This window comes from Shewanella sp. FeAMO (assembly GCF_053653955.1).
Window position 1 is genome coordinate 2600032 of record NZ_CM132201.1, and the last position, 26050, is coordinate 2626081.

A 26050-nucleotide genomic window follows, 5' to 3' on the forward strand; every position below is an offset into this window, starting at 1 on the left:
AGAAAAGACCAATAATCATATTTATGACAGCTAAACCTGCCCCTTTTGGTCGGCGCTATTGTAATGAAAACTGCTGCGTCAGGCTAGTAGGAGATTTTCGCTAAATCTCTAATTAAATTACAGATTTAGTCAATTGGAGCGTATTTTGGCGCGTAATCTAGTAATAATTACATCATTTGTCCTTTTAGCCGGGGTTAGTGGCTGTGATAATGGCGGTAACCCCGCCACTATTTGTAAGAATAATCCTGAACTTTGTGACGATTTGCATAAGGACAGCTGGTGCAGACGGGAAAAGGCTAGCCTGATCATTCAGCGCTATCAGGTCAAAACCACGCCGGAGCCCTCAGGCGAACAAGTCTATCGCTTGCTCGTTAATCTGGAAAACTACAATCGCTGTGTGGGGCTTGCCGCCGGAGTACAGCATATTCTCAATCCTGAACGCACCAATGACAGAGCCAGAGCCTATGGTTTGAGCGCGCAAAGCTTGTCTGAGCTGCAAGCCTCTACCAAGGGCAGCAATGACATCTATATTGCCTTCTATCACTGGGCACATTTGGGTGACGATGCAGCACTCAAGGTATTACTGGAGGCAGAGAAACAGCAACAGATAGATTCGCCCGAGATCCTTGCCGGACTCGCGGGCTATTATCTCAAGTTTGATGCCATCAAAGCGAAACAACTCTATCTTAAGGTGTTGGCAAAGAGCACCAAAGAGAACTTCGACCCCGATTGGTTGTTGGGGCTGGCAAGTGCTTCCAGGCAGTTGCAGGATATGGAGCAGGCCTATCTGCTCTCGAGAACCAATCTGCTTTTGACCGACAACCCGGTCGATGAGGTTCAACTGAAAGCCATGATAGGCAACAATAGTCAGTTGAGTACTCATTTGGATCAACAGGCAAGTAGTCTGGCGGACGCTCTGAAAGGCGGTGATTACCTTGAGAGTGATTGGCCAAAACGCCTGCAAGGCAATGAGGGGAAAGATGATGGGAAACAAGCTGAGACTGAGCCGGTAACAAAGCAAGCCGCTGATAGCAAACCCATTGATAGCGACAGCAAGCTCGAGAAAAGCACCGAAGGGGCCAAACAAAACTGATGATGTATTCTCCGGGCGGCAAATTACTTGCCAGTTTGTAATTTACGCCTGCCGGTCGCACAATAAAAGCATTGTTTCGCGATCGCTGTAATAAAAACACCTAATTTGTTAACGGAATAGCCAGTTACAGCGTGATTTAACTTGACGACCCGCGTCATTTTTGTAATTTTACTACCAATTACTGTTTTTACATTCACCAGAGGGATATGAGATGACTATCCGCGTAGCAATTAACGGTTATGGCCGTATCGGACGCAATGTTCTGCGTGCTCTATACGAGAGCGAGAAAGACTATCCAATTCAAATCGTTGCCATCAACGATCTCGGAGACGCTTCCATCAACGCTCACCTGACCAAGTATGACTCTGTTCACGGCCGCTTCAACGCCAAAGTAGAACACGACGACGAAGCTATTTATGTCAACGGCGACAAGATCCCAACCTTCCAGGAGCGCGATCCTGCCAAGCTGCCATGGGCTGAGCTGCAGGTAGACGTAGTCTTCGAATGTACCGGTATCTTCACTTCCAAAGAAGCGGTACAACCACACCTGGATGCCGGCGCCAAGAAGGTTATCATCTCAGCTCCCGGCAAGAATGTGGATGCCACTGTGGTTTACGGGGTTAACAACCAGGAAATCACCAAAGAGATGACTGTTATCTCCAATGCTTCCTGTACCACTAACTGTCTGGCGCCTGTGGCCAAGCCATTGAACGATGCCATCGGCATTGAATCCGGCCTGATGACCACCATTCACGCCTACACCAATGACCAGCGTCTGTCTGATGTGTATCACAGCGATATGCGTCGTGCCCGCGCGGCAGCTCTGTCGATGATCCCAACCAAAACAGGTGCCGCGGCGGCTGTTGGTTTGGTTGTACCTGAGCTTCAGGGCAAATTCGACGGCCTGGCGGTTCGGGTTCCGACTGTCAACGTGTCTCTGGTTGACCTGTCCTTTATCGCTTCCCGCGACACCACTGTGGAAGAAGTTAACGCCATCATAGAAGCGGCAGCCAAGACTTCCCCCATGAACGAAGTGCTGGCGGTAAACAAGGAGCCTCTGGTTTCCATCGACTTCAACCACAACGCCTTCTCGTCCAACTTCGACGCCACCCAGACTCGCGTCAAGGGACGTCTGGTGAAAGTCATGGCCTGGTACGACAACGAATGGGGTTTCAGCAACCGTATGCTGGACAACGCCGTTGCCTTGATGACAGCCAAGTAATCCGAGTTCAAAGCCAAACGCCTGCCAAGTGCAGGCGTTTTTTATGCCAGTTACGCTGTCTTGCCAAGGCCTAGGTCTTTCTCAAGCGACCATAGCCCGTTTTTATCCGTCTGCTTTCACTCGATATCTCCCAACTTCTCCATTGCCCATGCAATACTTGATACAAAGCAGCGGATTTCCATTTTCGACAAACATCATCAAGCACATTTCACTTCCGGAAAATAAAGCCCCTACTTAGACTCAGGTTAAAAGCCGTTTCAATTATTGTGTTTGAAAGCCAATTCGGCCATTGCGCCGGTTAGCGCCTTGCCTTTAGCGGAGTCTCACTATGGACAATCAATTTCTCAGTCTTATTACCGATCCCCTGCTTGACCCCAAGCAAAAGACCCTGGCGCTGGCCGGTGCCGCCGATGCCAGTATCCCCTATCTGCCTCGCAGTGAAGCACTGACCCAAGCCATGGATAAAGGCATTATCTGCGATATGTTTGAGGGTCATGCCCCGTTCAAACCCAGATATGTTTTGCCCGATTACCAACGTTTTCTCGAGCAAGGCTCCGAGTATCTGGAGTTGACACCGGCCGAAGATCTGGATGATGCCCTGATGAAGCTGATGGTGCTGTATCACCATGTGCCATCAGTCACCAATATCCCGGTGTTTCTTGGCTATCTCGATAGTTTATTGTTGCCTTACTGCCAGAACGTCAGTGATGACGCCTTGTATCAGAAACTGAAACGCTTCTGGATCCAGTTGGATCGCACCCTGCCGGACGCCTTTATGCATGCCAACATAGGCCCAGAGGACAACCGTGTCTGCCGCACTATTTTGCGCATTGATGCCGAGCTCAAGCAGGTGGCCCCCAATCTAACCTTTATGTATGACCCCAAGCGCACCCCCAAAGCGCTGCTGCGACTGGCAACAGACAATATCATTGCCTGCAGTAAACCTCACATCGGCAACTGGCCGATACATGCCCAGACCTTTGCCTGTGCTCCCGGTGAGGCGCCAAATCAAACGTTCGGCATTGTCAGCTGTTATAACGCGCTCCCCACCCGAGGCGGCGCCAATACGCTGGTCAGACTTAACCTCAAAGCCGTCGCCGAAGAAGCCGCTACCCTGGAGGAAATGCTCGAGCGCACCCTGCCCCATTACTGCAACCTTATGTATGAACTGATTGAGCTACGCTGTGAGTTTTTACACCGCCGGTCCCATTTCTTCGACTCTTTCCTGGTAAAAGAAGGCCTCATTGACGAATCCCGCTTTGCGCCCATGTTCGGCGTTTATGCCATGGCCGAAGCCGTCAATCATCTGCAGCAGTTGGCAGGTATGAGTGGCGAATATGGTCACAGTGAGCAGGCCAATGCGCTCGGTTTAGCCATTAGCCGCGCGCTCAGTGATAGAGTGACCACGACCCAAGTCAGTTTCGGCTTTAATGGCCGCGCCTTACTTCATGCCCAGGGGGGGCTTTCCATCGACAAAGGCACCACTCCGGGCGTCAGAATCGCCTACGGCCACGAGCCGGATCCTGTCACTCATGTGTTGGCGCTGGCGCCGCAACACGCTTTCTATCCTTCCGGGATCAGCGAGATCCTGACTCTGGATGAAACCATCAAGGCCAATCCTGAAGCTCTGCTTGAGCTGTGTATCGGCGCGCTGGATGCCGGCTTTCGTGAATTTACCGCCAATACCGCCGATACCGATCTGGTGCGCATCACGGGTTATATGGTGAAAAAGTCGCAGATCGCCAGTTACCGGCAACAAGGCTCACGTACCAACACCACCTTCCTGGGCACAGAGGCCAGTGAAACCACGGCCGTGACCCAAAGGGCACCGCGGGTAGTGAGCGCCGAGTTCCATGCCGCCGGCAAGTCCCCGGTGTAAGGGCGTAAGCTATGAAGAGTGAAGCTCCCGGAGTGTTTGATAGCCCGTTCAATCATTCTGAGCTTAATCGCTATAAGCTGAATGGGTGTGAGTCGCATAGCCGTGAGTTAAGTAGCGGCGATACCTATGCTTCAGCATTGGCTATGGGCTCCGAGGTTGCCAGTGCCGAAGTCGCCAGGGTGCTGCCCTTCTCGACCGTAGATGGCCCGGGCAATCGCATGGTGTTTTTCCTTCAGGGTTGCAATTTTCGCTGCCCGGGTTGCCATAATCCGGAAACCATCACTCTGTGTGACGCCTGCCGAGAGTGTATTGCGCACTGCCCGGCAGGCGCCTTGAGCCTTAAATCAACTGCGGCTGACACTCAAGCAGCTCCCAATAGCAAGGCGTCTCTCAGGCTTGCCTGGGATAGTACAAGCTGCATCGGCTGCGACACCTGTCTCGATGTTTGCCCTTCGAGCAGCCAGCCCAAGACCCAACGCCTGTCAGTCGGAAAAGCGTTGGCGCTGATTAAAAGGCAGCAAGCCTTTATCCGCGGTATCACCTTGAGTGGCGGAGAAGCCAGCTTGCAGCTGAAGTTCGTCAGTACCCTGTTCAAGGCCATTAAACAAAGCACAGAGCTCAAACACCTGACTTGCCTTTTGGATACCAATGGCAGCCTGGGAGCAAGTGGTTGGCAACGTCTGCTCCCTTGGCTTGATGGCGCCATGGTTGACCTGAAAGCCTGGGATGAGCCGGCTCACCGACGACTGACAGGCCGTGGCAACATCAAGGTCAAGCAGAGCCTGCAACTGCTGGCCGAAGCAGGGAAACTGGCGGAAGTCAGGCTACTGGAAGTACCCGGAAAGAGTGATTATTGGCAGCACTTTGACGCCCTGGCGTCGTTTTTGCTGGACTTGCAACGCCGGCAAGCGCTGAAGGGTGAGCCGATGCGGCTACGCCTAAACGGTTACAATCATCATGGTGTCAAAGGCGAGGCCTTGCGCTGGCCCAAGGCAAGCCAACAGCAGATTAATGATCTGGCCAAGGCGCTCAGCCGTGCCGGCATAGCCAATATCAGTCTGCCACCGGTTAACCTTGGCTGATGGACTGCTTAAAGCCACTGAGCAGGGTCGCTTTTAGCCATTGCAGCGCCGGATCCCGGCTGCCACTTTGATGATGCACCATGCTATAGCCCACCTTGCCATAGGCAAAGGGCAATGGCTTAACCACCATGCCGCTTGCCTGCGCCGCCATTGAAGCCCACAGCGCCGAGCAGGTAAACAGCAAGTCCGAGTGACGACAGATACTGGCGGCAGCGCCGAAGTCGGCGACTTCCATCGCCAGATTCCGCCTGCGGCTCAATTGTGCCAATGACTGCTCGAAAAAGGGTTGCTGCAGATCGGCATCCAAAATGCCCACATGGGCGAAGCTCAGATAGGCATCCAGCGTCAGCTCTTTTGCTGCCAGCGGGTGCTCGGCTCGCATCAGGCAACACATCTCGTCCTCTGCCAAGCGCTCCCAAATCAGTTCATTGCGGCCTGTTGGCGGCTGTCCCAAATCGTGAGGCAGAACCAGCAAGTCCACCCGTCCTTCACACAGGGATTGAAACCCCGTGCTCTCTTTGGCATGCACCGCCAGTGTCATTCCCGGCGCCTGCTGCTGCACGCTGGCGATAGCGCTCGCAAGCAGTTCGAAGCTGCTTTCCCTCAGCGCCAAATTCATCCGCCCTTGAAATCCTTCCGGGCGAAAGCCCTCTTCGGTAAACAGGTTGTCCATCTCTCTGAGCATGGCGCTGATAACCGGCCCGAGTCGTTTGGCCTTTGCTGTCGGCAACAGCTGGTTACCCTGGCGGTAGAAGAGCTCATCGTCGAGGCAATCCCTGAGCTGGGAGAGTATTTTGCTGACCGCCGAAGGGCTCAAACACAGACGCGTGGCCGCCTGGGTGACGCTTTGCTCTTCCAGCAGTTGCCTAAGCACCAGAAGATGACGGAAATTGATGCGGGATAAGCGGACGATATCACTCATTCTGGCTGTGTTTAACCTTGGCTGGATTTAACCTTGACTGAATAAGCCAAGGTTAAACCATAACTGAATGAAGTTCTGCAATCATGCTCTCATTCGGCCAAGCGCTTGGGGAAAGCGCTATCAGAGAATACGCCGCAGCAGAAAGTCGGCCTTGAGCCTGCGAATGCGGTTCATGATTTTCTTTACCGGCTTGGGGTAACTCTGCAAGGTATCTATCTGGCTGTAATGATACAAACGCTGGCTGTGCAACAGCAGATGTTGTTGCTCTTTGACAAAAGACTCGGCCAGCACTTGTTTGTCATCATGCAGCAGCAAACCATTTTCCAGATCCAGGGCCCAGGCCCGCGGATTGAGATTGCTGCCGGTGAGCAGGTGTTTGCGACCATCCATGCTCACCCCTTTAAGGTGATAACTGTTGTTGTCATGCTTCCACAGATGGATATTGAGTCGCCCCTGATCCACCGCCCACTGCTGGCGTTTGACAAACTTGCGCAGCGACTGCTCATAGAGATACGGCAAGGCACCTATGGTGGAAAAATCCTGCTCCGGTGGGATATAAAAGTCATTGGCCGTCTTGTCACCCACCAGAATATCCAGACGCTTTCCGTTGCGCAGGTGTTTAACCAGCGCCCGCACCAAAGCATAGGGCGGGTTAAAATAGGGAGTGCAAATAAAAAGCGATTCCTTGGACTCCTCCACCATGGCGAGTACCGCCTTGTTGAGCGGATTGCGCTTGCGTCCGAGGCCCAAAAGCGGCGTGACCCGCAATCCCTCTTCAACGCCCTTGAATTGATAGCTTGCCGCCGACAGTCGCTGTTTAAAGCTTCTGACATCAATTTTTTCCGGCAGTACTTCCTCTTCTTCCGGACAGCTCAGGCAACTGACCGCTTTGTCGCTCAAAATGGCACTGTCAATCATCTCTCGCATGCTGGCAGCCAGCTCGGCCGACTCCAGCACATGGTAGCGATCGAAACGGTATCTATCTTTCTGCTGCAGGTAAATGTTATTGAGGCTGGCGCCGCTGTATATCACGGCATCATCGACAATAAAGCCCTTGAGGTGCAGTACTCCCATAAACTCGCGGGATTTCACCGGCACACCATAAATGTTGAAACGCTGCTGTGCTTGCGCCATCACCTGACGGTACATCAAGTTGTTGCCGCCATCACCCTTGTGGCCGATAAGGCCGCGACGGGCACGGTGAAAATCCACCAACACCTTGATTTCGAGTTCGGGTCTGGCTGCCTTGGCCGCCAGCAGTTCGGCAAGTATTTCGCGTCCGGCCTCATCGTCTTCCAGATAGAGTGCCGCAATATAGATAGCCTCTTTGGCGCAACGGATCCGCTCAATCAAGGTCTGTTTGAAGTTACTTGGGGTCAGCAACCAGTGCAATGCATCCGGCGCTATGGCAATTCCACCCAGCTTATCCAGCAAGGTATCCTCCTGTCACTGTATGTTCCGGCAATCCACTCGCTCCCTGTGTTTCCCGGCAAGAATGTCCTTCCCCTGTATGGCGAGATCGACAAAGATCCGCTGCGGGGCGAATAAGGCAATAGAAATTACCCACTTGTCCCGGCCCGGGCAAGCCTTTTCTCGCCAACAGTCGCTATTGGTTCACGATTTCGGCGCTATTTAACCCAAAAAGCGCTCTCTATAATGCGGCTTGCACTCTTAAGCCGACCCAGATCACGCTTTTGTGATGGCAGCCCTGTTATCAGCGCATTAGCCTTATACACTAATATGCCCTTGAGCCTCTCACTTACTGAACTCAAACTGGACGACAATGAACAAACAATTCTGGTTCACTCTTATTGGCACCCTGCTCGCGGCCTGGGCCCTGTTTCACTTCAAAACCTATCTCGGCCCTTTGGTACTGCCACTGTTTATCGGTCTGGTGTTGATAGTCACATTGAAACTTTATTCGCTGATGGACAAGGACGACAGCTAAGGCCCTGCAGGTTATACTCTCAAAAGCATTCACGGAACCGGAGGCTTTTCCATGCCACAGCTGTCCTTGCAGGGCTTGGCACGTCCACTGTTATTATTGAGCGCCATGGCGCTGTCTTCCTCTTTGAAGGCCGATAATACCTCTCTCGATGATCTTTTAAATCTGATTACCCCGGCCTCATCGCAAACTGCCGTCTGGATAGAAGATTTGCAAAGCGGCGAGCAACTGCTGAGCCACAACAGTGAAACCCTGATGATCCCGGCCAGTACCCAAAAACTGCTGACCGCGGTAACAGCCACCGAGCTGCTGGGAGAAGAGTTTCGCTATCACACTAGTATTCTCAGTACCGGCTCGCCAAAAAGCGGCGTGCTTAAAGGCGATCTCTATTTGCTGTTCAGTGGCGATCCTACCTTAACGCGCCGGGATCTGACTGAGCTGTTCAAGCGTGTCACCGAAGTGGGTATTAGCCAGGTCCAGGGCAATCTTATCTTGATAGGAGAAACCCATGAGCAGCTGCGAGCGCCCGGTTGGGTATGGGATGATTTGGGGATCTGCTACGCGGCGCCCGTCTCCAGCTATGTGATCAACCAAAACTGTGTCCATGGCAAACTCGAGCCCACACTCGCCTCGGACAAAGCCAAAATTTCCGCGCCGGTTTATCTGCCAGTCAAACTGACCACCAACGCCATCTTCGACAAAGGCCACAAGCAGGGCTTTTGCGAACTGCAACTCGACCGATTACCCGGCAACCACTTTCATTTCAGTGGCTGTTTCCCGGGCTCCCAGGTATTGCCGTTGGCACTGGCGGTCAACGACCCCGGCCAATATGCCATCGACAGCGTCGCCGGCATTATCAAGGGCAAACTCAGTATCAAAGGCAAGATACAGACCTCCAATCAGCTACCGGCCAGCTCAAGGGTGGTGGCCAGTCATGCCTCGGATGCCCTGCCCGAGCTTTTGGAAACCATGCTGCTGGAATCTGACAACCTGATTGCCGACAGCCTGCTTAAACAGCTGGGTAAACACTATTATGGTGATGGCGCCAGTTTCAGTGCCGGTGCCAAGGCCATCAGGGAAGTGCTGGCGGAAAAGGGCGTAGTGTTGGAAAGAGCCCAACTGATAGACGGCTCAGGGCTGTCACGCTACAACCTGCTCAATGCCAGACAACTGGCGCAGTTGCTGCGATTGATTGCCGATACCCCGGATTACCAGTGGTTGATGCACAAGCTGCCGGTTTCCGGCCACAGCGGCACCTTGAAGTACCGCAAGCGCTACGCCAACAAACCGCTCAAGGGCAGAGTCTGGGCCAAGACAGGCAGTATGCAGGGTGTGGTGAATTTGGCCGGTTATGTTACCGATGACAGTGACAAGCAAGTGCCCAGGTACCTGTTTGTGATACTGGAAAATGGTTTGAGCCCCCAGAGTAAGGAGCTTGAAGCCGCGCCCTTTGCCACACTTTTGCTGCAGGGGCTGACAGACTACCGTGCAAACAGCCGCGCAGAAAGCCAACTGGCGGCAAAAGAGCAAGACAAGCCCAAACCAACACCGCAGGAAAAAGCACAGACAGAGCTTAATGTCAGCGCCCGTTAGTGAAACGCCTTCAAAGCTCTTACCTCCATAAAACAACACTAAAGCCATAAGAAAAGAGCCGCTTATCGCGGCTCTTTCGATTCAGCTTGAATACTTCTGTGTTATCAGAACAGCTCAGGCGCAAGGGCCATCACACTGTCATCACCACTGACCAACTGACTCAAGTGGAAATCGGCTTTGGCCAACAACTTGGCAAAGTAGAACTCCTTCAGTTGGCTCTTGACCTCGGCAAAGCCCGGCTCGAGCGCATCGGTTGCAGCAAGTGCCTTATCTGCCATCAACAGCCACAGGTAACCGTAGAATATGTAACCAAAGGCATCCAAGGCTTCAACCGCCAAGGCGTTAATGAGCGCAGGCTTATCGCCTTTTTGCTCGTTAATGGCGGCAATCGCGCTGGCAAACTGGTCGAAAAGGCTTTCAACGCGCTGTTTCTGCTCATTTGATACTTGTTCGAAGCTCGCCATATCGGCCTTGATATCGGCGATAAGCTCATTCAAGGTCGCCAGACGGTCACCTGTGAGCTTACGTCCCAAAAAGTCGATGGCCTGAATACCATTGGTGCCCTCATAAATCTGGGCGATACGGGTATCACGCACCAACTGTTCTATGCCGGTCTCACGAATATAGCCGTGACCACCGAATACCTGCTGCGCCATTATGGTGGCGTCCAGACCGCGATCGGTCAGGAACGCCTTGGCGACAGGAGTCAAGAGACCCACGTAACGACTGGCTTTGGCTTTAACCGCTTCATCTTCGGCAAATTTGGCCAGATCCAGCTGTTTACCTGTGAGCATGGCCAAGGCCCTTCCCGCTTCTGTCATGGCGCGGATATTCAGCAGCATGCGCCGCACGTCGCCGTGTACCAAAATAGGATCGGAATCGCTGCCGGTTGGTGAGCCGCCGGCAGCTACGCCCTGGAGGCGCTCTTTGGCATAGTCGGCCGCCATTTGATATGCGCCCTGAGCACTGCCAAGCCCCTGAATACCTATGGACAGACGTTCATAATTCATCATGGTGAACATGCACACCAGGCCACGGTTGGGCTCGCCGATAAGATAACCCTCGGCATCATCAAAATTCATCACACAAGTCGCCGAGCCCTTGAGGCCCATCTTGTGCTCTATGGCACCGACAGTTACACCGTTGGCTTCGCCCAAACTGCCGTCATCGGCCACCTTGAACTTAGGAACCAGGAACAGCGAGATGCCTTTGCTGCCGCTGATTTTGGCCAGCACCAGGTGAACCAGGTTCTCGGTCAAGTCCTGATCGCCACCTGTGATGAAAATTTTTGAACCACTGATAAGGAAACTGCCGCTGTCGGTCGGTTCGGCGCGGGTGCGGATATTACGCAGGTCCGAACCTGCCTGAGGCTCTGTCATATCCATGGCGCCGGCCCATTCGCCTGAGTAGAGTTTTGGCAAATATTTGGCCTTGAGCTCCTCACTGCCGTGGGCATGAATACACAGTGCAGCACCTGCGGTCAGTGCGCTGTAAAGTGTAAAGGCGTTACAGGCGCTGTAACCCATTTCATCGACCATGACACCGAGCATTTTCGGCATCCCCATTCCCCCCAGCTCAGGATCGCCGCACAGCCCTACCCAACCACCGGCGGCAAACTCGGCATAGGCCTCTTTATAGCCATCGGGTGTGATCACCTTGGCAGCCTCGAAACTTACTCCTTGTTCATCACCATTGCGGTTTATAGGATGGATAAGGTCGCGACACAGTTTGGCGCCTTCTTCGAGGATGGCAGCGGCAGTATCGAGATCGACCGCATCGGCCATCGCAGGCAATGAAGACCAGGTTTGTTCGGCATCAAAGACGTGCTCAAGCAAAAAGCGCATATCGGTTAACGGAGCTTGGTAGGGATTCATCAGCAGACTCTTTAAACGTTAGATTTAAACACTTGTTTCAATCTAACCCAGATGTCACCGCAATACAATGCGCCAAAGGTAGAATTAGCAAGACAGCGACCACAAAAAACGCCTTCAGCCAGCCCATTTACGAGTGGGACTCTTCGGCTGCAAAACACCTTTATTCAAGCCATGAAAAAACCGGCCATCAGGCCGGTTTTGTGGACTAAACGCTCCTGCCGCCTTTTATTTGGTCCAGCGGTCCATCCAGCCCAGTACCTTGGCGTACCATTGCTCAAGGTTATTGGGGTTGAGGATCCAGTGGTTTTCGTCCGGATAGATCAGCAACTCCGAAGGGATATTATTGCGCTGCATATAGCTGAACGCCGCCAAACCCTGACCGTAAGGTACCCGGAAGTCTTTCTCACCGTGGATCACCAACATAGGAGTCTTCCAGTTTTCCACATAGTTGGCCGGATTGAACTTCTCATAAAGATCCTTGGCCTGCTCGTAGCTGCCGCCAAACTCATGCTCAGGGAACCAGAGTTCCTCGGTCACATGATACATGGAGCGCATATCAAACAAGCCGGCATGGTTAACCAGGCATTTGAAACCGTCGTTCCAGTTGCCTTGGATCCAGTTCATCATGTAACCGCCGTAGGAGCCACCGAGGGCACAGGCGTTATCGGCATCGATCCACTTCTGCTGTTTGGCAACCGCAGCCAAACCTTTTTGCAAATCTTCCAAAGGCTTACCGCCCCAGTCCAGGCTGATGGAATCGGTAAAGGCCTGACCATAGCCGGTAGAGCCGTGGAAATCCACCATCACCACGGCATATCCGGCACCGGCCCACAGCTGAGGATTCCAGCGGAAGCTGAAACTGTTGCCGAATGAACCTTGTGGGCCGCCGTGTACCAGGAAGGCCACCGGATACTGCTTGCCTTTCTTGAAGTTGGCCGGCTTGAGCCAGTAACCATAAACCTCTTCGTTGTTCCAGCCCTTGAAGCTGAACTGCTCGAACTCACCGAACTTGACCTTGTCCAGCTTGGCCTTGTTGACTTCAGTCAAACGGGTCAGGTTTTGCCCTTCCATGTTGATGGAGTAGAGATCGCCCGGTTCCACCAAAGACTTATGATTGATGATCAAACGATCGCCCGCCAGACCCACCAGGCTGTTGCTGCCATCGTTGTAGATGGCGCGCACATCACCAAACTGGGTGTTGATGGCAAATACAGACACCTGTCCCAGATCCTGAGCGGTCACATACAGGGTATTGTTATCTTTACCAAAGCTCAGCGAGGCCGGGCTTCTGTCCCACATGGGCGCCACTTCCTTGCTCTGACCCGTGACTGTGTCTTTGAGCATGATGCGGTATCTGTCGGCCTCGAATCCGGGCTTTTTCATCGCCAGATAGGCCAGATAGCGGCCATCGGCGGAAAACACCGGCTGAGCATCCCAGGCCTGGTTATCTTCGGTGAGATTCTTGGCCTTGCCACCTGTGACCGGCACCTGCCAGAGATCGTAGTTGGTGGTCCAGGCCTGATCTTTACTCGGTGCCTTGGCACTGTAGACAATATATTTGCCATCCGGGCTGAATGTCACCTCTTCCATGCCGGAAAATGGCTTGGGTGGGGTTTCGGTATCCAGGCCCTTGGTCACATCCACCGGCTTACCCAGCTTGCCGTTTTCAAGCTGCGCCACAAACAGGTGATTACGGGCATGGTCAGACCAGGTGTCCCAGTGACGCACCATCAACTGATCGTATTCACGACCTGTACTCTTGCGCTCGGCTTCTTTATCAAACTTGGCTTTTGAACATTCCAGGGTGTCGCACTCGGGAAAAACACGAATGCTCATCACCACCTGCTTGCCATCGGCCGATAATTTGTAGCCGTCGATCCCCAGAGGCAAATCAGTTACGGCCTGGGCTTCGCCACCATCCAGCGGCAAGCGATACAGTTGGCTGCTGCCATCACGGGCGGCAATAAAATAGACTTGCTTGTCGTCGCTGCTGAAGGCCACATCGTGCTCGGTACCCGGTGCAGAAGTCAGTTGCTTGGGCGCCGCGTTCTTGTCACTGAGATCCAACAGATAGAGATCTGAGCTACTGCCATCATCGGTGACCTTCTTCAGGCCGTAGATAAGCTTGGTGCCGTCATTGGATACAGCGGCAGAATGGAGTTTGTTGAGCTTGACCAGATCCTGGACAGTAAAAGGTGCCTTATCGGCAGCCAGCGCCGGCAGAGCCAGACCTGCGGCGAGCAGCGCCATCAATAGTGGGTTGGTTTTCATTATAAATCTTCTTATTGGTTGTTGATTGCAATGCAAAAGGGGCCAATTGGCCCCTCAAGGTTCAGCTTAAGCCTTGGCGTTCTGGATATTCACCTTCCAGATTGCCGGGCCGGTTTCGTGCGCATTCACCCCGTTGGAGTCAACCGCTACAGTAACAGGCATATCCTTGACGTCAAACTCATAGATGGCTTCCATCCCGAGATCTTCAAACGCCACCACACGGGATTGCTTAATCGCCTTGGACACCAGATAAGCGGCGCCGCCGACGGCCATCAAGTATACCGCCTTGTGCTTGCGGATAGATTCGACTGTGGCCGGACCACGTTCTGCCTTGCCTATCATGCCCATCAGACCCGTCTTATCCAGCATAAGATCGGTAAACTTATCCATACGGGTAGCGGTTGTCGGGCCGGCCGGGCCAACCACTTCATCACCTACCGGGTCGACTGGACCTACGTAATAGATGAATTTACCAGTGAAATCAACTCCTTCAGGCAAGCCTTCACCGCTTTCAATCAGGCTCTGGATCCGTTTGTGAGCCGCGTCTCGGCCGGTGAGCATCTTACCCGAGAGCAGCAGAGTATCGCCGCTGTTCCAACTTTCAATCTCTTCCTGGGTAACGGTATCGAGATTGACCCTGCGCACGCTCTCACCCACTTCCCAGGTGATTTCCGGCCAGTCATCAAGGCTTGGCGGAGTCAACTCGGCTGGGCCGCTGCCATCAAGATGGAAATGCACATGGCGGGTGGCGGCGCAGTTTGGGATCATCACCACAGGCTTGGAGGCAGCGTGGGTTGGCGCTGTCTTGATTTTAACGTCCAGTACAGTAGTCAAACCGCCCAGGCCCTGGGCACCAATACCTAAGTTGTTGGCGCGCTCGAAGATATCCAAACGCAGCTTCTCTTCCGTGGTTTCGGCGCCGCGTTCCATCAACTCGTGAATATCCACGCTCTCCATCAAGGCTTCCTTGGCAAGCACAGCGGCTTTCTCGGCAGTGCCGCCAATACCTATTCCCAGCATACCCGGTGGACACCAACCGGCGCCCATGGTTGGCAGTGTCTTTTCAACCCAGGCGGCGATATCGTCAGATGGATTGAGCATCACCATCTTGGCCTTGTTTTCACTGCCGCCCCCCTTGGCGGCAATGGCCACTTCGATATGATCGCCGGGAACCATCTGAATATGCACCACAGAAGGCGTGTTATCGCGGGTATTCCTACGGCTGCCGGCCGGGTCGGCCACAATTGAGGCTCGCAGCGGGTTATCAGGATTGGTATAAGCGCGGCGCACGCCTTCATCCACCATCTGCTGCACTGTCATATCTGTCTTGTCCCACTGCACGCCCATCCCCAGATAGACATAACAGGTCACAATGCCGGTATCCTGACACAAGGGTCTGTGTCCTTCGGCAGACATGCGCGAGTTGATCAAAATCTGGGCAATTGCATCCTTGGCAGCCTGGCTCTGCTCACGCTCATAGGCGGCGGCCATGGCATCGATAAAATCTTTGGGATGGTAATAGGAGATATATTGCAAGGCATCACTGATGCTGTCGATAAAGTCAGCTTGCTTGATTACAGACATGTTTGGCGCTCCATTAGCCTAAGGATCCGCCCCTTCAGCTCAGGATCAACGCTCAACAGAGATTCAAGCCAAAGCCTTGAATTTCAGGCTCCGCTTGTCGGTTTTGCGACACAAAAATGCTCAAAACGACAGCAAAGCCGTGATACAACGCGTTTTCACCAAGGGCCAGGGGTGGTTTTATTAGTTTTTTGTGGCCGTTATGATACTCTTTCGTTCCTTTTTGGGCTACATCACATTTTCAGATAGGGTCGTTCGATGTACCAGCAGGCTATTTGCCCTCCCGCCATTCGCGTTCTTGACTGGCAACTCTCAACCTTAGAGCTGTTTTCCCACTTCAGCGGTGAGCCTTGGGCCATGCTGCTGGATTCGGCCGATGCCCAGCACAATGACGCCAGATACGACATCATAGTTGCCGAGCCAATAGCCAGACTGGTGACCATGGCTGAAACCACCCAAATCTCTGAGGCGAGCGGCGTACGACGCTCAAGTGACGATCCTTTTGCCTTGCTGCAACAACTGCTGCAACAGTATTTTCCCAATGCCATGCAGGTCAATCTGCCTTTCAGCGGCGGCGCGGTGGGCGCCTTCAGTTACGATCTTGGCCGCAGACTGGAAAAACTGCCAAAACTGGCCGCAGCCGATATCGCTCTGCCGGAGATGAATGTCGGTCTTTATGACTGGGCTCTTATTCGCGATAAGCAATTAGAGTGCTGGCAATTGGTGCATTACCGCGGCGAAAAGGCGCTGACAGCAACACTGTCGTGGCTAACGTCCAAAGTCACAAACAGCCCCAATAAGCACCTTGACCAGAAAGCGTTCCGACTCAGCGGTGAGTGGCGCTCGCAGCTCAGCCGCGAGCAATATGGCGACAAGTTTGCCAAAGTGCAGCAATATCTTCACAGCGGCGATTGTTATCAGATCAATCTGACCCAAAGATTCCAGGCCGACTATCAAGGTGATGAGTGGCAAGCCTATCGTAAGCTCAGACAAGCCAATGGCGCGCCCTTTTCTGCCTTTATTCGCCTGGAGCATAACTGCATTCTGTCAATCTCACCCGAGCGTTTTATTGCCCTGGATTCCAATCGCCATATTGAAACCAAGCCCATCAAGGGTACCCTGCCCCGAAGTGCCGATGAGCAGCAAGACAGGGAACTTGCCAAACAGCTGGCGGGGTCGGAAAAAGACAGAGCCGAAAACCTGATGATAGTGGATCTGCTGCGCAACGATATTGGCAAGGTCGCCAGCCCAGGTAGTGTGGCCGTACCGCATCTATTTGCCATAGAAAGCTTTCCGGCGGTGCACCATCTGGTCAGCACGGTAACCGCCGAACTGGCAGCGGGTTATCAGGCCACAGACTTGCTGCGGGCCGCCTTCCCCGGCGGCTCTATCACAGGCGCGCCCAAGATCCGCGCCATGGAAATTATCGAAGAGCTGGAACCCAGTCGCCGCTCACTCTACTGCGGCGCCATCGGGTATCTGAGTCAGGATGGTAAAATGGACAGCAGCATCACCATTCGAACCCTGGTTGCCGATTCCGGGCAGCTCTATTGCTGGGCCGGCGGCGGCATAGTAGCCGACTCAGATGTGGATGCCGAATACCAGGAAACCTATGATAAAGTGAGTCGAATACTGCCGCTATTAGCCCCGGAGCCCGACTCACCTTAGCCTGATACCTGCATTCAAGCTGGTTGAGAGTTCTTTGCGAAGACAGGACAATAATGGCTTTGGTTATTGATTACTTCAATCGACTTCAAGGACGCTATGGATAAAGACGAGCTGTTAACCCGTTTTCAACTCAGAGCCCTGAGTCGATACCATTCTAGCCCTTTGACCCCGGCCAAACTCAGAGCCGCGGCGGTACTTATCGCTTTGGAGCCGGGTTTGCAGGGACCGGAGCTTATCCTGACCCAGAGGCCGAAGCATCTTAAGGCTCATCCCGGTCAGGTGAGCTTTCCAGGCGGCAAACCGGAAGCCGAAGATCAGAACCTTATCATGACAGCCCTCAGGGAGGCCGAAGAAGAGATAGGTTTGGCACCGGACAATGTCGAAATCATAGGTCAACTTCCCAATCACCCCACCTTTACCGGCTTTGAGATCACCCCTGTACTTGGCTGGGTAAAGTCACCCTTTGAGGCCAAAATTGACCCGGCCGAAGTGCAGGAGCTGTTTCGGGTGCCGCTGGCTTTTTTACTCGAAGAGGAAAATCGTCACACGGCAATGTTCGAGCGCCGCGGCCATTTCTACCCAGTCACCTTTATTCCCTATCGCAGGCACTTTATTTGGGGCGCCACCGCGGCGATTATCGATATGCTCTGTCGACAACTGCGCTGACAACACAACATGAAGGCTTAGATAAAGAAACGCAGATACAAGCCGGCGGCGGTGGATGAGAGCAGCAACAGTGGAATATTGAACCAGTAACCTAAACGGCTGTGATGGGCCACATACCAGTTAAAAGCCAGACTGAGGAAACTGATGGCGGCGCAAGCCCAGATGATGTATTCCAATAGCATGGTTTGCTGAGGGTCCCAGTACAAACGCACCGGCGCCCCTTTGCTGAAGAAGTAGCCTACGGCCCTGTCCGGCCTCGCCTTATCGAATACCAGCAGGGCATAAATTGCCAGTGACCAACCTATAATCGATAGGCTTGCCAACAGATATTGAAAGATTTTCACCTTCTTCATCCGAACTCCTTCCGTCTGAAGGGGGATATTACCCCCAGAATACCTTTTTCAGCTTGAGAAAAGCCACCAGCAAGGTAATATAAACCTCCAAATTTTTTCCTGTGTCATCAATATAGTCAGGGATTTGCCTGATTTCTGCTCTCGAACTATTTTCGGGGCCGAGTTGAAGCATAAAACGTTTCATTGGAGAACTAAGCAATAATGAGCATTGCATCTGTCGCATCTGTATTTAAAGGTGAGCATGCGGTCGGTTCACAGGTCACTGTACGTGGCTGGGTTAGAACCCGTCGTGATTCCAAGGCCGGCATCTCGTTTCTTGCCGTCTATGATGGTTCCTGTTTCGATCCTATCCAGGGCGTGGTGCCAAATAGCTTACCCAATTACAATGACGAAGTGCTGAAGCTCACTGCCGGCTGCTCCGTGATTGTCACAGGTGAAGTGGTTGAAAGCCCAGGCTCAGGCCAGGACTTTGAACTGCAAGTGACCCAAGTGGAAGTCACTGGCTGGGTTGAAGATCCTGATACCTACCCTATGGCCGCCAAGCGTCACTCGGTTGAACACCTGAGGGAACTGGCACATCTGCGTCCACGTACCAACATCATTGGTGCAGTTGCCCGGGTACGTAACTGCCTGTCACAGGCAATTCATCGTTTCTATCACGAAAACGGCTTTATCTGGGTATCTACCCCACTGATCACCGCCTCAGACTGTGAAGGCGCCGGTGAAATGTTCCGGGTATCGACGCTGGACATGGAAAACCTGCCACGCACTGCCGATGGCAAGGTGAACTATGACGAAGACTTCTTCGGCAAAGAGGCGTTTCTGACCGTATCCGGCCAGCTCAACGGCGAAACCTACGCCTGTGCCCTATCGAAGATTTACACCTTTGGCCCTACTTTCCGCGCCGAAAACTCCAACACCAGCCGTCATCTGGCTGAGTTCTGGATGGTTGAGCCGGAAGTGGCCTTTGCCGATCTGAACGACATTGCCGGTCTGGCCGAAGCCATGCTCAAGTACGCCTTCAAGGCGGTGCTGGAAGAGCGGATGGACGACCTGCAGTTCTTTGCCCAGCGCGTCGATAAAGGCGTGATTGAGCGTCTGGAGAACTTTGTCAGCAGTGACTTTGCCCAGGTGGATTACACAGATGCCGTTGAGATCCTCAAAAACTGCGGCAAGCAGTTTGAGTACGATGTCGAGTGGGGCATAGATCTGCAATCCGAGCATGAGCGTTATCTGGCCGAAGAGCACTTCAAGGCTCCTGTGGTAGTGAAGAACTATCCAAAAGATATCAAGGCCTTCTATATGCGTCTCAACGAAGATGGCAAGACAGTGGCGGCGATGGACGTATTGGCCCCCGGCATAGGTGAAATTATCGGTGGTTCACAGCGTGAAGAGCGTCTGGACGTACTGGATATGCGCCTGGCCGAGATGAATCTCAACAAGGAAGACTACTGGTGGTATAGAGATCTGCGCCGTTACGGCACTGTGCCTCACTCAGGTTTCGGTCTGGGCTTCGAGCGTCTGGTGTCTTATGTTACCGGTGTTTCCAACATCCGCGATGTGATCCCCTTCCCTCGCGCCCCAAGAAGCGCCAACTTCTAACGAACCCTTATCCAAAAAACGCGCCTCAGGGCGCGTTTTTTATTGGCTGAATATCAGTTTAACTACAGATTTTCACGCCGCCTTAAAGGGCTGCACTCTGTCGCAAACCGCGCCGAGCAAAGGTTTGTCGTGAGAGATCACCAGCAAGGTCAATTGCCTGTCACGGGCTATCTGCAACAGTTGTTGCCAAAGCCTTTGCTGACTCAGCATATCGAGCTGGGCCGTGATTTCGTCACAGATAAGCAGCCGGGTTTCCGGCACCAGTGCTCTTAGAATATTGAGCCTTTGCAGCTCACCGCCGGAAAGGCCGCCGGGGCGTGATGCCAACCAGCGCCTGAGTTCGGACTCGGTCACGCCGAGCATGGGCAAGAGATGAGCATAATCACGCCCCTGCCAACTCTCATTCAAGGATTGCGCCAGGGTCAATCTTGGGTTGAACGCCTGCTCCGGCTGCTGAATAACCCACTGAATGGGTGAAGGGCGACCGCGAACCTGCTTGAGCGCCTGACTGCATTCAAGCTTTCCCGACGCAAGCGGCATCAAGCCTGTGAGTATCGCTGCCATGGTAGACTTGCCGCAGCCACTGTCACCCCAGATCCCGAGAATTTCGGCGCGATTAATGGCTATATCAGGCAACTCGATAACCTTGCTGCCCCGGTAAGCCAAGCCACCACTGAGTGAAAGCAGCGGCGATAATGATGCAGACGACAAAGGTGCGCTTTCAAGCTCCAAAGCAGAGCCGGATTGAGCCGGTTTTGTTTGCAAAGAATTCAGACTCATGCGCGCCTCCGACAAGGCGAGTTGATGAAACTCTCCAGGCTGTCACCATGGGGCTTTTGTTGACTAGCGGCTTGACTAGCAGATTGGCCAGCGAATTGACTAGCAGACTGGTTATCGAGTCGGCTATTGAGGTGACTCTTGGGCTCGCTAGTAGATTCAGCATCAGCCAAGCGACAGCTGCCGGCAGGCCAGTTTTCCGGCAATGCCGCCAGCAAGGTGTGGCTGTAGCGGCCTTCACTTTCACACTTATCTCCCAACTTATGCCCGGCAAGACTCACCCGCAGACTGGCGCTATCCGTCACCTCGGCGAGCCGGCCGCGGCGCAGCAGATACAGCCCGGCATCCAAGGCCAGCACGGCCCTGAGGTTATGGCTGATAACCAGTACCGCCTTAGGGCTGGCGTCTAAACCCAGCCGTAGCTGCAAGGCGCCGCTGGCAACGTCATTGAGCAAGGCGTATAGCTCAGTGGCAGCAAGCTCATCCAGACCGCAACAAGGCTCATCGGCCAGCAGTAGATCCGGCGCCTGCAGCAGGGCCTGCGCCAGTAACACCCGTCGGGCCATACCGCCGGAGAGCATGGGGGGATAAGCCGCCAGGATCTCAGCTGTGATACCCAGCTCATCGTACAGAGCCTGCCGATAAGGACGCATGGCATCATCACAGTACCAGTCGAGCAATTCGCTTATCTTAATGTTGGCGTCCAGCACCTGGGTGCTTTGAGCGCAAAGCGCCGTCTTCTGTGGCCGCATCAAGCCAGCACATTGCATGACTATCCCCTTTGGCAAACTGCCCATGATAGCCAGCGCCAGCAAGCTCTTACCGGCACCGCTCTCCCCCAGCACTGCGGTAACCTGTCCTGGAACCACCTCAATATTGAGCCCATCCAGCAAGGTTCTGCCATTGCTATCTTTCAGGATTAAATCTGTCACTTGGGTATGAATAGCGGCGGCGGGTTTAACATGGTTTGAGGAAAATAAATCGCTTTTAGACTCCATGGCATTGGTGCCCGGCAACTTAGGCGCGGCCATACCGTCTCTGGCAAACTGGATCAGATTTTCGGCAAGCTTAGACAGCAGCAGAATAAAGCTCAGCAGCAAGAGCCCGGGGAACAGCGCCAGCCACCATTGGCCAAGCAACAGATAGCGATTGGCCTCAGCCAGCAGTTCGCCCATGGAGGGCGCGTTGCTGTCGAGGCCAAAGCCAAGAAAGCTCAGCGCCGCGACATGGAGCAAGGCATGCGGAAACAAGTTGAGCCCGCCAATCAGCCACTGTGGCATAATGTGAGGCCATAAGTGGCGCATGCGGGTGCAGAACCTGGAGCCGCCGAAACCCAGCGCCAAACTTACATAGGGCTGAGCCAGGATTTCATCCATTTCCAGCAAGAGTAAACGTGTCAGTCTCGGCCAGTGGCTCAAAGCCAGGGCCGCTATCACCCCATATTCCTGGCCACCAAAGGCCAGCGCAAGTAAAATCAGCAGCAACAGATGTGGCAGCGACATACAGAGATCGCAGCTGAGCAATATAGCCTGACGCCATCTGGATCCGGTTTGCGCCAGCAAGGCCAGCAGCAGTGCCAGCGAGCTGCTGAGCAATACCGCCAGCGCGCCTATCCACAGACTTTTGAGCATGGCCGCGCCGCTGCGCTCGGCCATATCACGCCCAAGCCAGTCCGTCCCCATGGGATGAGTCCAGGATGGCCCCTGACTCTTGGCCAGCAGGTTAAGCTCACTGGCATGGTTGCCAAATAGCAAGCATAGTGCCGTCAGCAAGAGAAGTCCGCAAACCGGCCAAATCCAGATGGCGACGCGGCGGGCATCCTTTGTCTGAAGGCTTTTCAAGCAGAGCGTTAAACCGCCCATCATGCCTGCACCCCAGCGGCATGAGTCGCCCCCCCACTGAGCCTGCCGCGCTGCAATCTGGCGCTGATAAGCTCGGCGGCCAGGTTACCGCAAAACACAAACAGCGCCGAAAACAGGGTGATCCCCATCAGCAAGGGCGCATCGTTGCCGAGTCCGGCCTTGACCAAAGCACTACCGAGTCCGGGGAAGTTGAACACGGTTTCGGCGAGAATAGATCCGCCGAAAAGCTCGGCAAAAGAAGCAAAGTGCAGCACAATCGCAGGTTTCAAACTATTGGCAAAGATATGCTTCTTGAATATCGCAAGACGACCTTTGCCATGACTTTGGGCATATCCCACATATTCGCTGTGGTAGAGATCCAGTACCTTTTCCCGGGTGTGCAGCACCAAGGGCGATAGCTGGCTCAGCGTCAGGACAGTCAACGGCAAAGCAAGATGCAACAACATGCTGCCAAGGCTCTGCTCGGTAAAACTCAGCCCAAGCGGCGCAGCGCAGCACACTGGCGTCCAGGCCAGAGTGACAGAGAACAGGCTTATCATGATCATCGCCAACCAAAATGACGGAATGCTCGAAAGCAGCCAGGCAAAGCGTCTCAGCCAGCGATCGCAGAGACTCCCTTCGGTGATTGCACACAGCAGGCCCAAGCCATAACCGAGCAGCAGAGCCAATCCCCAGGAAAGCGCCATCAACAGCAGGGACAGCGGCAAGCGCTCGGCAATCACCTCGGAAACGCTCTGGCGAAACACCAGGCTCTGTCCCATATCGCCACTCAGCAGCGCGGAAAAGTAGCTGGTGATCTGCTGCCAGAGTCCGGTGTCCAACCCCAGCTCGCGGATCATCTGGGTGCGCTGGGCATCGGATACCGCCAGCAGGTTACCGCCAAGGTAGTGGATTAAGGGATCGAGCGGCGATAATGACAAGAGCACAAACGCCAACAAACAAGCAAACAGTAACAGCAGCGCAAGCCGTATTGAACGCAGTAAGGCGCCACAACAGCAGACTGACGACCACTTTTGAGGCGCTATCGGCTTGCAGGCTGACGCTGGTGATTTCACGGACATTGCCAGCGCCACTGGTTGATATTATTGGTGATCGGCCAGCCATGGCCATGGGGCTCAACCAAGGGCTGCCCAAGGTACAAACACGGATTGGCGGCATACAGATGCTGCAGATTCACCAACCAGCTCCAGGGCACATCCTGGCTTATCTGCTGCTGCGCCTGCTGCCAGAATGCAATTGCGCTATCAACAGAATCTGCCTCGCGAGCCTTTTCCAGCGCCTTATCGACCAGCGGGTTTTGATAGTAGCCTGAATTGAAATAGCCTTTGCCGGCATTGCGACTGTCGTAGATAAGCGCCATCTCATTGGCAGAAAGGCTACCAAAGCCAAAGAGTACCGGCGCCTGATGCATCACTCGATAGATGTTTTCCCAGCTGTCCGCCTTGGGCTCCACCTCGAACCCGGCCATTCTGGCCATCTGGGCACTGGTCAGCGCCAACTGCTCACGTATGCTGTCACCGGCCAGATAGTAGAGCGGGAATGTCAGCCGTCGCCCATTCTTTTCGCGAATGCCGTCTGCTCCCGGTAACCAACCGGCATTGGCCAAGAGTTCAGACGCTTTGAGTAAACGCTGTTTCAAGTCCCAGTCGGCCCAACCTGGAACCGCGCCGCCCCATGGCAAGTCATCGGCAATTGACCAGGCAGGTCTTGCATACCCTCCCAGCAAGCCATCGACAAGTTGCTGGCGGTCGATCACCATATCGAAGGCTTGGCGCACCGCCAATTCACTGGTGACAGGGTTATCTTCTGCTCGCATCGGCCAGGCAATGCCGCGGTTATCGACGCTGGTTTGTGACCACAGGCGATAATTGCCCTGCTCCATCAGGGCATCGGCATATCTGGGTGCCAGTGCCGAGAGTTGCAACTGTCCGGTTCTGAGCATGGCAAAGCGGCTGTCTTCGTCGGCAAAGACGATGACCAATTTGTCGAAAAAGGGCTTTTTCAGCAACGGGTTGTCGGGATCGGCACTCTGATATTTGGGGTTGGCTTCCAGGATCAACTGCTGCCCCTTATCCCAGCGGCGCATTTTATAGGGCCCCGAGCCTATGGGATGCTGACCATAATCCGGGCCGTAACTGTCGCTTGGCACTATCGCCAACTCTGCCAAGGTATCGATAAAGCCAATATCTGCCTGCTTGAGGGTGAATTCGACTTGCAGTTCAGACTTTTGCTCCACCCAGGCAAGATTGGACAAGTCCTGCATGCCGGCCCCTTTTCTGGCGAGCTCAAAGGTAAAGGCGACATCCTCTGCATTAAGCGGACTGCCGTCACTGAACACCAGATTGGGCCTCAGCGTCACTGTCCATTTGAGCCTGTCCGGGCTCAGGGTCCAATCACTGGCGAGATCGCCGATAAACTCACCACCGCCGGCGCGGCGCAGCAAGGCAGATTGAATAAGCGGATTATTGTAACGCCCCCAGCCAAGGATGGGGTCAAAGCCACCATCGGGCTCGGCGCCCAGCACCATAACCAAAGGCTTTGGGCTATTGGAAGCATCTACAGAGGAAGGCAATACAGCAAGCAGCGAAGTGCACAATAAAGCGCCCAAACCAAGTAAACGACCAGGCTTTGACAATGGCTGCCCGTGCCATAGAGGAGGCTTGCCTTGATTGCGTTGGGAATTGCTTGAAAGAGATGAAAACAACACCTGAGACTCCCCGAAAATGGTGAAACCCTGCCAGTGACGCTTGTTGATTGGCTGGAGCCTTGGTTTGTTGTTATCACCCAAACCGGTAAAACCGGCTTGTTGTTACTCAATCATATAGGTGTAACAAAGGTTAAGGCTGGCAGCCTGGACACGGCCCAAGCCGAATTTGCACGACCGTAAGTTGGATAAGCTGCGATGACCTTGCTCAAAAGTACCTTTTTATTAGAGTCTCTTTATCAAGAAGGTTTGCTCACATACAAGACAGCCGGTGACTGTGCGGGTTATGTGCAACTTCAACTCCGGGTACCATGGGCTTTTGGCTATCAGGATCTGGAGATTACGGTCTGGATCCGGCCAAATATTACGAATAATTTTTTCGTAACACTACTCCCATTCCCCCCGGTGCAACAGCATAAAAAAACGCCAAAAGCAAAAAGTTTGCTTCAGATCACACCCGCCGAGAAGGAAAAAGACATTTTGTGGCAAAGCTTGTGTAAGCTCTATTGATTAAAGGTGTTTTTCAAAGAGACAGCCATGACAGATGAAACCCAACGCTTTACCGTTTCCCTCCCCCAGTCGTTATTTGAAGAGATAGAAACTGACAGCCGCGAGCGTGGCTATCAATCCCGCTCCGAGTATATCCGCGATCTGTTTCGCGACAGGATAGTCGATAAGCAGTGGAACAACAGCGTGGAAGACGTTGTCGGCGTACTGACTCTGGTGTTTGACCATCACCAAAGAGGCCTGACTGAAAAACTGATTGAGATCCAACACCACCATCTGGTGCATGTGCTCTGCAGCACCCATGTCCATATAGATCACCACAGATGTTTGGAAACCATTATCCTCAAAGGGCAAGCCTCTGAGGTGAATAAACTGGTCAACCAAATCGCCGCCCTGAAAGGCGTTAACCTTGCCCGTTTGAGCCGCGCGGGCATCATCTAGTTTCACCT

The 26050-nt window shown here is 53.7% G+C and carries 21 protein-coding genes; 11 read left to right on the forward strand and 10 right to left on the reverse strand.

All coding sequences use genetic code 11. The features are described from left to right. Positions 1–145: 145 nt before the first annotated feature. From ACWAU4_RS11620 to ACWAU4_RS11635, 4 genes are all read left to right on the forward strand, one after another. Positions 146–1093: a DUF2989 domain-containing protein gene (locus ACWAU4_RS11620; RefSeq protein WP_082050296.1), complete on the forward strand. Its 948-nt coding sequence runs from the start codon at positions 146–148 to the stop codon at positions 1091–1093. Between the two features lie 211 nt (positions 1094–1304). Next, positions 1305–2315 (forward strand): type I glyceraldehyde-3-phosphate dehydrogenase, encoded by a 1011-nt coding sequence (gap, locus tag ACWAU4_RS11625; RefSeq protein WP_044734523.1) that lies wholly within the window; start codon positions 1305–1307, stop codon positions 2313–2315. A gap of 328 nt (positions 2316–2643) precedes the next feature. After that, positions 2644–4194 carry a YjjI family glycine radical enzyme gene (locus ACWAU4_RS11630; RefSeq protein WP_208124752.1) on the forward strand — a complete coding sequence of 517 codons (1551 nt, stop codon included), beginning with the start codon at positions 2644–2646 and terminating at the stop codon, positions 4192–4194. Positions 4195–4205: 11 nt separating this feature from the next. Next, complete coding sequence (locus ACWAU4_RS11635; RefSeq protein WP_309076557.1) at positions 4206–5276, forward strand: YjjW family glycine radical enzyme activase; 1071 nt, start codon at positions 4206–4208, stop codon at positions 5274–5276. Here ACWAU4_RS11635 and ACWAU4_RS11640 read toward each other — a convergent pair. Together ACWAU4_RS11640 and pssA are read right to left on the reverse strand one after the other, a co-directional pair. Next, the gene (locus tag ACWAU4_RS11640) at positions 5263–6198 is read right to left on the reverse strand and encodes a LysR family transcriptional regulator (RefSeq protein ID WP_025010311.1); all 936 of its coding nucleotides are present in this window, start codon (positions 6196–6198) and stop codon (positions 5263–5265) included. The genes ACWAU4_RS11635 and ACWAU4_RS11640 overlap by 14 nt on opposite strands. Positions 6199–6318: 120 nt before the next feature. Beyond that, a complete protein-coding gene (gene pssA, locus ACWAU4_RS11645) occupies positions 6319–7632 on the reverse strand; it encodes a CDP-diacylglycerol--serine O-phosphatidyltransferase (RefSeq protein WP_144224234.1) in 1314 nt (437 codons plus the stop codon). A gap of 349 nt (positions 7633–7981) precedes the next feature. Here pssA and ACWAU4_RS11650 point away from each other — a divergent pair, with 349 nt between their 5' ends. Both ACWAU4_RS11650 and dacB read left to right on the forward strand, forming a co-directional pair. Continuing rightward, complete coding sequence (locus ACWAU4_RS11650; RefSeq protein WP_093982798.1) at positions 7982–8146, forward strand: hypothetical protein; 165 nt, start codon at positions 7982–7984, stop codon at positions 8144–8146. Positions 8147–8197: 51 nt separating this feature from the next. Beyond that, positions 8198–9736, forward strand: a complete 1539-nt coding sequence (gene dacB / locus ACWAU4_RS11655; RefSeq protein ID WP_208124753.1) for a D-alanyl-D-alanine carboxypeptidase/D-alanyl-D-alanine endopeptidase — start codon at positions 8198–8200, stop codon at positions 9734–9736. A gap of 104 nt (positions 9737–9840) precedes the next feature. Here dacB and ACWAU4_RS11660 read toward each other — a convergent pair whose 3' ends face one another. The 3 genes from ACWAU4_RS11660 to ACWAU4_RS11670 all read right to left on the reverse strand — a co-directional run bounded on the left by ACWAU4_RS11660 (position 9841) and on the right by ACWAU4_RS11670 (position 15465). After that, positions 9841–11610, reverse strand: coding sequence for an acyl-CoA dehydrogenase family protein (locus tag ACWAU4_RS11660; protein ID WP_208124754.1), 1770 nt, complete (start codon positions 11608–11610; stop codon positions 9841–9843). 225 nt (positions 11611–11835) lie between these two features. Beyond that, the gene (locus ACWAU4_RS11665; protein ID WP_208124755.1) at positions 11836–13881 is read right to left on the reverse strand and encodes a dipeptidyl-peptidase 5; all 2046 of its coding nucleotides are present in this window, start codon (positions 13879–13881) and stop codon (positions 11836–11838) included. Positions 13882–13947: 66 nt separating this feature from the next. After that, on the reverse strand, positions 13948–15465 hold the full coding sequence (locus ACWAU4_RS11670) for a fumarate hydratase (protein ID WP_144190612.1): 1518 nt from the start codon (positions 15463–15465) through the stop codon (positions 13948–13950). Between the two features lie 255 nt (positions 15466–15720). Between ACWAU4_RS11670 and pabB the strand changes: the two genes are divergently transcribed. After that, positions 15721–17130, forward strand: a complete 1410-nt coding sequence (gene pabB, locus ACWAU4_RS11675) for an aminodeoxychorismate synthase component 1 (RefSeq protein ID WP_208124756.1) — start codon at positions 15721–15723, stop codon at positions 17128–17130. Between the two features lie 96 nt (positions 17131–17226). Next, positions 17227–17796, forward strand: a complete 570-nt coding sequence (locus ACWAU4_RS11680; protein WP_025010306.1) for a CoA pyrophosphatase — start codon at positions 17227–17229, stop codon at positions 17794–17796. A 17-nt stretch (positions 17797–17813) separates the two neighbouring features. Here ACWAU4_RS11680 and ACWAU4_RS11685 read toward each other — a convergent pair whose 3' ends face one another. Beyond that, positions 17814–18149, reverse strand: a complete 336-nt coding sequence (locus ACWAU4_RS11685) for a hypothetical protein (RefSeq protein WP_025010305.1) — start codon at positions 18147–18149, stop codon at positions 17814–17816. A 201-nt stretch (positions 18150–18350) separates the two neighbouring features. Between ACWAU4_RS11685 and asnS the strand changes: the two genes are divergently transcribed. Continuing rightward, complete coding sequence (gene asnS / locus ACWAU4_RS11690; protein ID WP_025010304.1) at positions 18351–19751, forward strand: asparagine--tRNA ligase; 1401 nt, start codon at positions 18351–18353, stop codon at positions 19749–19751. 72 nt (positions 19752–19823) lie between these two features. On the opposite strand, the gene ACWAU4_RS11695 is transcribed toward asnS, so the two are convergent. The 4 genes from ACWAU4_RS11695 to ACWAU4_RS11710 all read right to left on the reverse strand — a co-directional run bounded on the left by ACWAU4_RS11695 (position 19824) and on the right by ACWAU4_RS11710 (position 25025). Further along, positions 19824–20531, reverse strand: a complete 708-nt coding sequence (locus tag ACWAU4_RS11695; RefSeq protein WP_243756778.1) for an ATP-binding cassette domain-containing protein — start codon at positions 20529–20531, stop codon at positions 19824–19826. Next, a complete protein-coding gene (locus ACWAU4_RS11700) occupies positions 20528–22300 on the reverse strand; it encodes an ATP-binding cassette domain-containing protein (protein WP_243756779.1) in 1773 nt (590 codons plus the stop codon). The genes ACWAU4_RS11695 and ACWAU4_RS11700 overlap by 4 nt, the downstream gene beginning before the upstream one ends. Before the next feature lie 89 nt (positions 22301–22389). Next, positions 22390–23451 (reverse strand): ABC transporter permease, encoded by a 1062-nt coding sequence (locus ACWAU4_RS11705; RefSeq protein ID WP_208124758.1) that lies wholly within the window; start codon positions 23449–23451, stop codon positions 22390–22392. Further along, the gene (locus tag ACWAU4_RS11710) at positions 23442–25025 is read right to left on the reverse strand and encodes an ABC transporter substrate-binding protein (protein ID WP_252348023.1); all 1584 of its coding nucleotides are present in this window, start codon (positions 25023–25025) and stop codon (positions 23442–23444) included. Before ACWAU4_RS11710 ends, ACWAU4_RS11705 begins: the two co-directional genes overlap by 10 nt. Positions 25026–25292: 267 nt before the next feature. On the opposite strand from ACWAU4_RS11710, the gene ACWAU4_RS11715 reads away from it, so the two are divergent. Continuing rightward, positions 25293–25604 (forward strand): hypothetical protein, encoded by a 312-nt coding sequence (locus tag ACWAU4_RS11715; protein WP_025010298.1) that lies wholly within the window; start codon positions 25293–25295, stop codon positions 25602–25604. Positions 25605–25631: 27 nt separating this feature from the next. Beyond that, positions 25632–26042 (forward strand): nickel-responsive transcriptional regulator NikR, encoded by a 411-nt coding sequence (gene nikR / locus ACWAU4_RS11720; protein WP_025010297.1) that lies wholly within the window; start codon positions 25632–25634, stop codon positions 26040–26042. Positions 26043–26050 lie beyond the last annotated feature (8 nt).

Excerpts from the sequence above, each read along its gene's own strand:
- pabB (WP_208124756.1), top strand. The coding sequence starts at position 15,721 with ATGTACCAGCAGGCTATTTGCCCTCCCGCCATTCGCGTTCTTGACTGG.
- dacB (WP_208124753.1), top strand. The coding sequence starts at position 8,198 with ATGCCACAGCTGTCCTTGCAGGGCTTGGCACGTCCACTGTTATTATTG.
- ACWAU4_RS11680 (WP_025010306.1), top strand. The coding sequence starts at position 17,227 with ATGGATAAAGACGAGCTGTTAACCCGTTTTCAACTCAGAGCCCTGAGT.
- ACWAU4_RS11695 (WP_243756778.1), bottom strand. The coding sequence starts at position 20,531 with ATGAGTCTGAATTCTTTGCAAACAAAACCGGCTCAATCCGGCTCTGCT.
- ACWAU4_RS11705 (WP_208124758.1), bottom strand. The coding sequence starts at position 23,451 with ATGTCCGTGAAATCACCAGCGTCAGCCTGCAAGCCGATAGCGCCTCAA.
- ACWAU4_RS11685 (WP_025010305.1), bottom strand. The coding sequence starts at position 18,149 with ATGAAGAAGGTGAAAATCTTTCAATATCTGTTGGCAAGCCTATCGATT.
- ACWAU4_RS11670 (WP_144190612.1), bottom strand. The coding sequence starts at position 15,465 with ATGTCTGTAATCAAGCAAGCTGACTTTATCGACAGCATCAGTGATGCC.
- gap (WP_044734523.1), top strand. The coding sequence starts at position 1,305 with ATGACTATCCGCGTAGCAATTAACGGTTATGGCCGTATCGGACGCAAT.
- ACWAU4_RS11630 (WP_208124752.1), top strand. The coding sequence starts at position 2,644 with ATGGACAATCAATTTCTCAGTCTTATTACCGATCCCCTGCTTGACCCC.
- ACWAU4_RS11665 (WP_208124755.1), bottom strand. The coding sequence starts at position 13,881 with ATGAAAACCAACCCACTATTGATGGCGCTGCTCGCCGCAGGTCTGGCT.
- ACWAU4_RS11635 (WP_309076557.1), top strand. The coding sequence starts at position 4,206 with ATGAAGAGTGAAGCTCCCGGAGTGTTTGATAGCCCGTTCAATCATTCT.
- ACWAU4_RS11715 (WP_025010298.1), top strand. The coding sequence starts at position 25,293 with ATGACCTTGCTCAAAAGTACCTTTTTATTAGAGTCTCTTTATCAAGAA.
- nikR (WP_025010297.1), top strand. The coding sequence starts at position 25,632 with ATGACAGATGAAACCCAACGCTTTACCGTTTCCCTCCCCCAGTCGTTA.
- ACWAU4_RS11660 (WP_208124754.1), bottom strand. The coding sequence starts at position 11,610 with ATGAATCCCTACCAAGCTCCGTTAACCGATATGCGCTTTTTGCTTGAG.
- ACWAU4_RS11640 (WP_025010311.1), bottom strand. The coding sequence starts at position 6,198 with ATGAGTGATATCGTCCGCTTATCCCGCATCAATTTCCGTCATCTTCTG.
- ACWAU4_RS11650 (WP_093982798.1), top strand. The coding sequence starts at position 7,982 with ATGAACAAACAATTCTGGTTCACTCTTATTGGCACCCTGCTCGCGGCC.
- asnS (WP_025010304.1), top strand. The coding sequence starts at position 18,351 with ATGAGCATTGCATCTGTCGCATCTGTATTTAAAGGTGAGCATGCGGTC.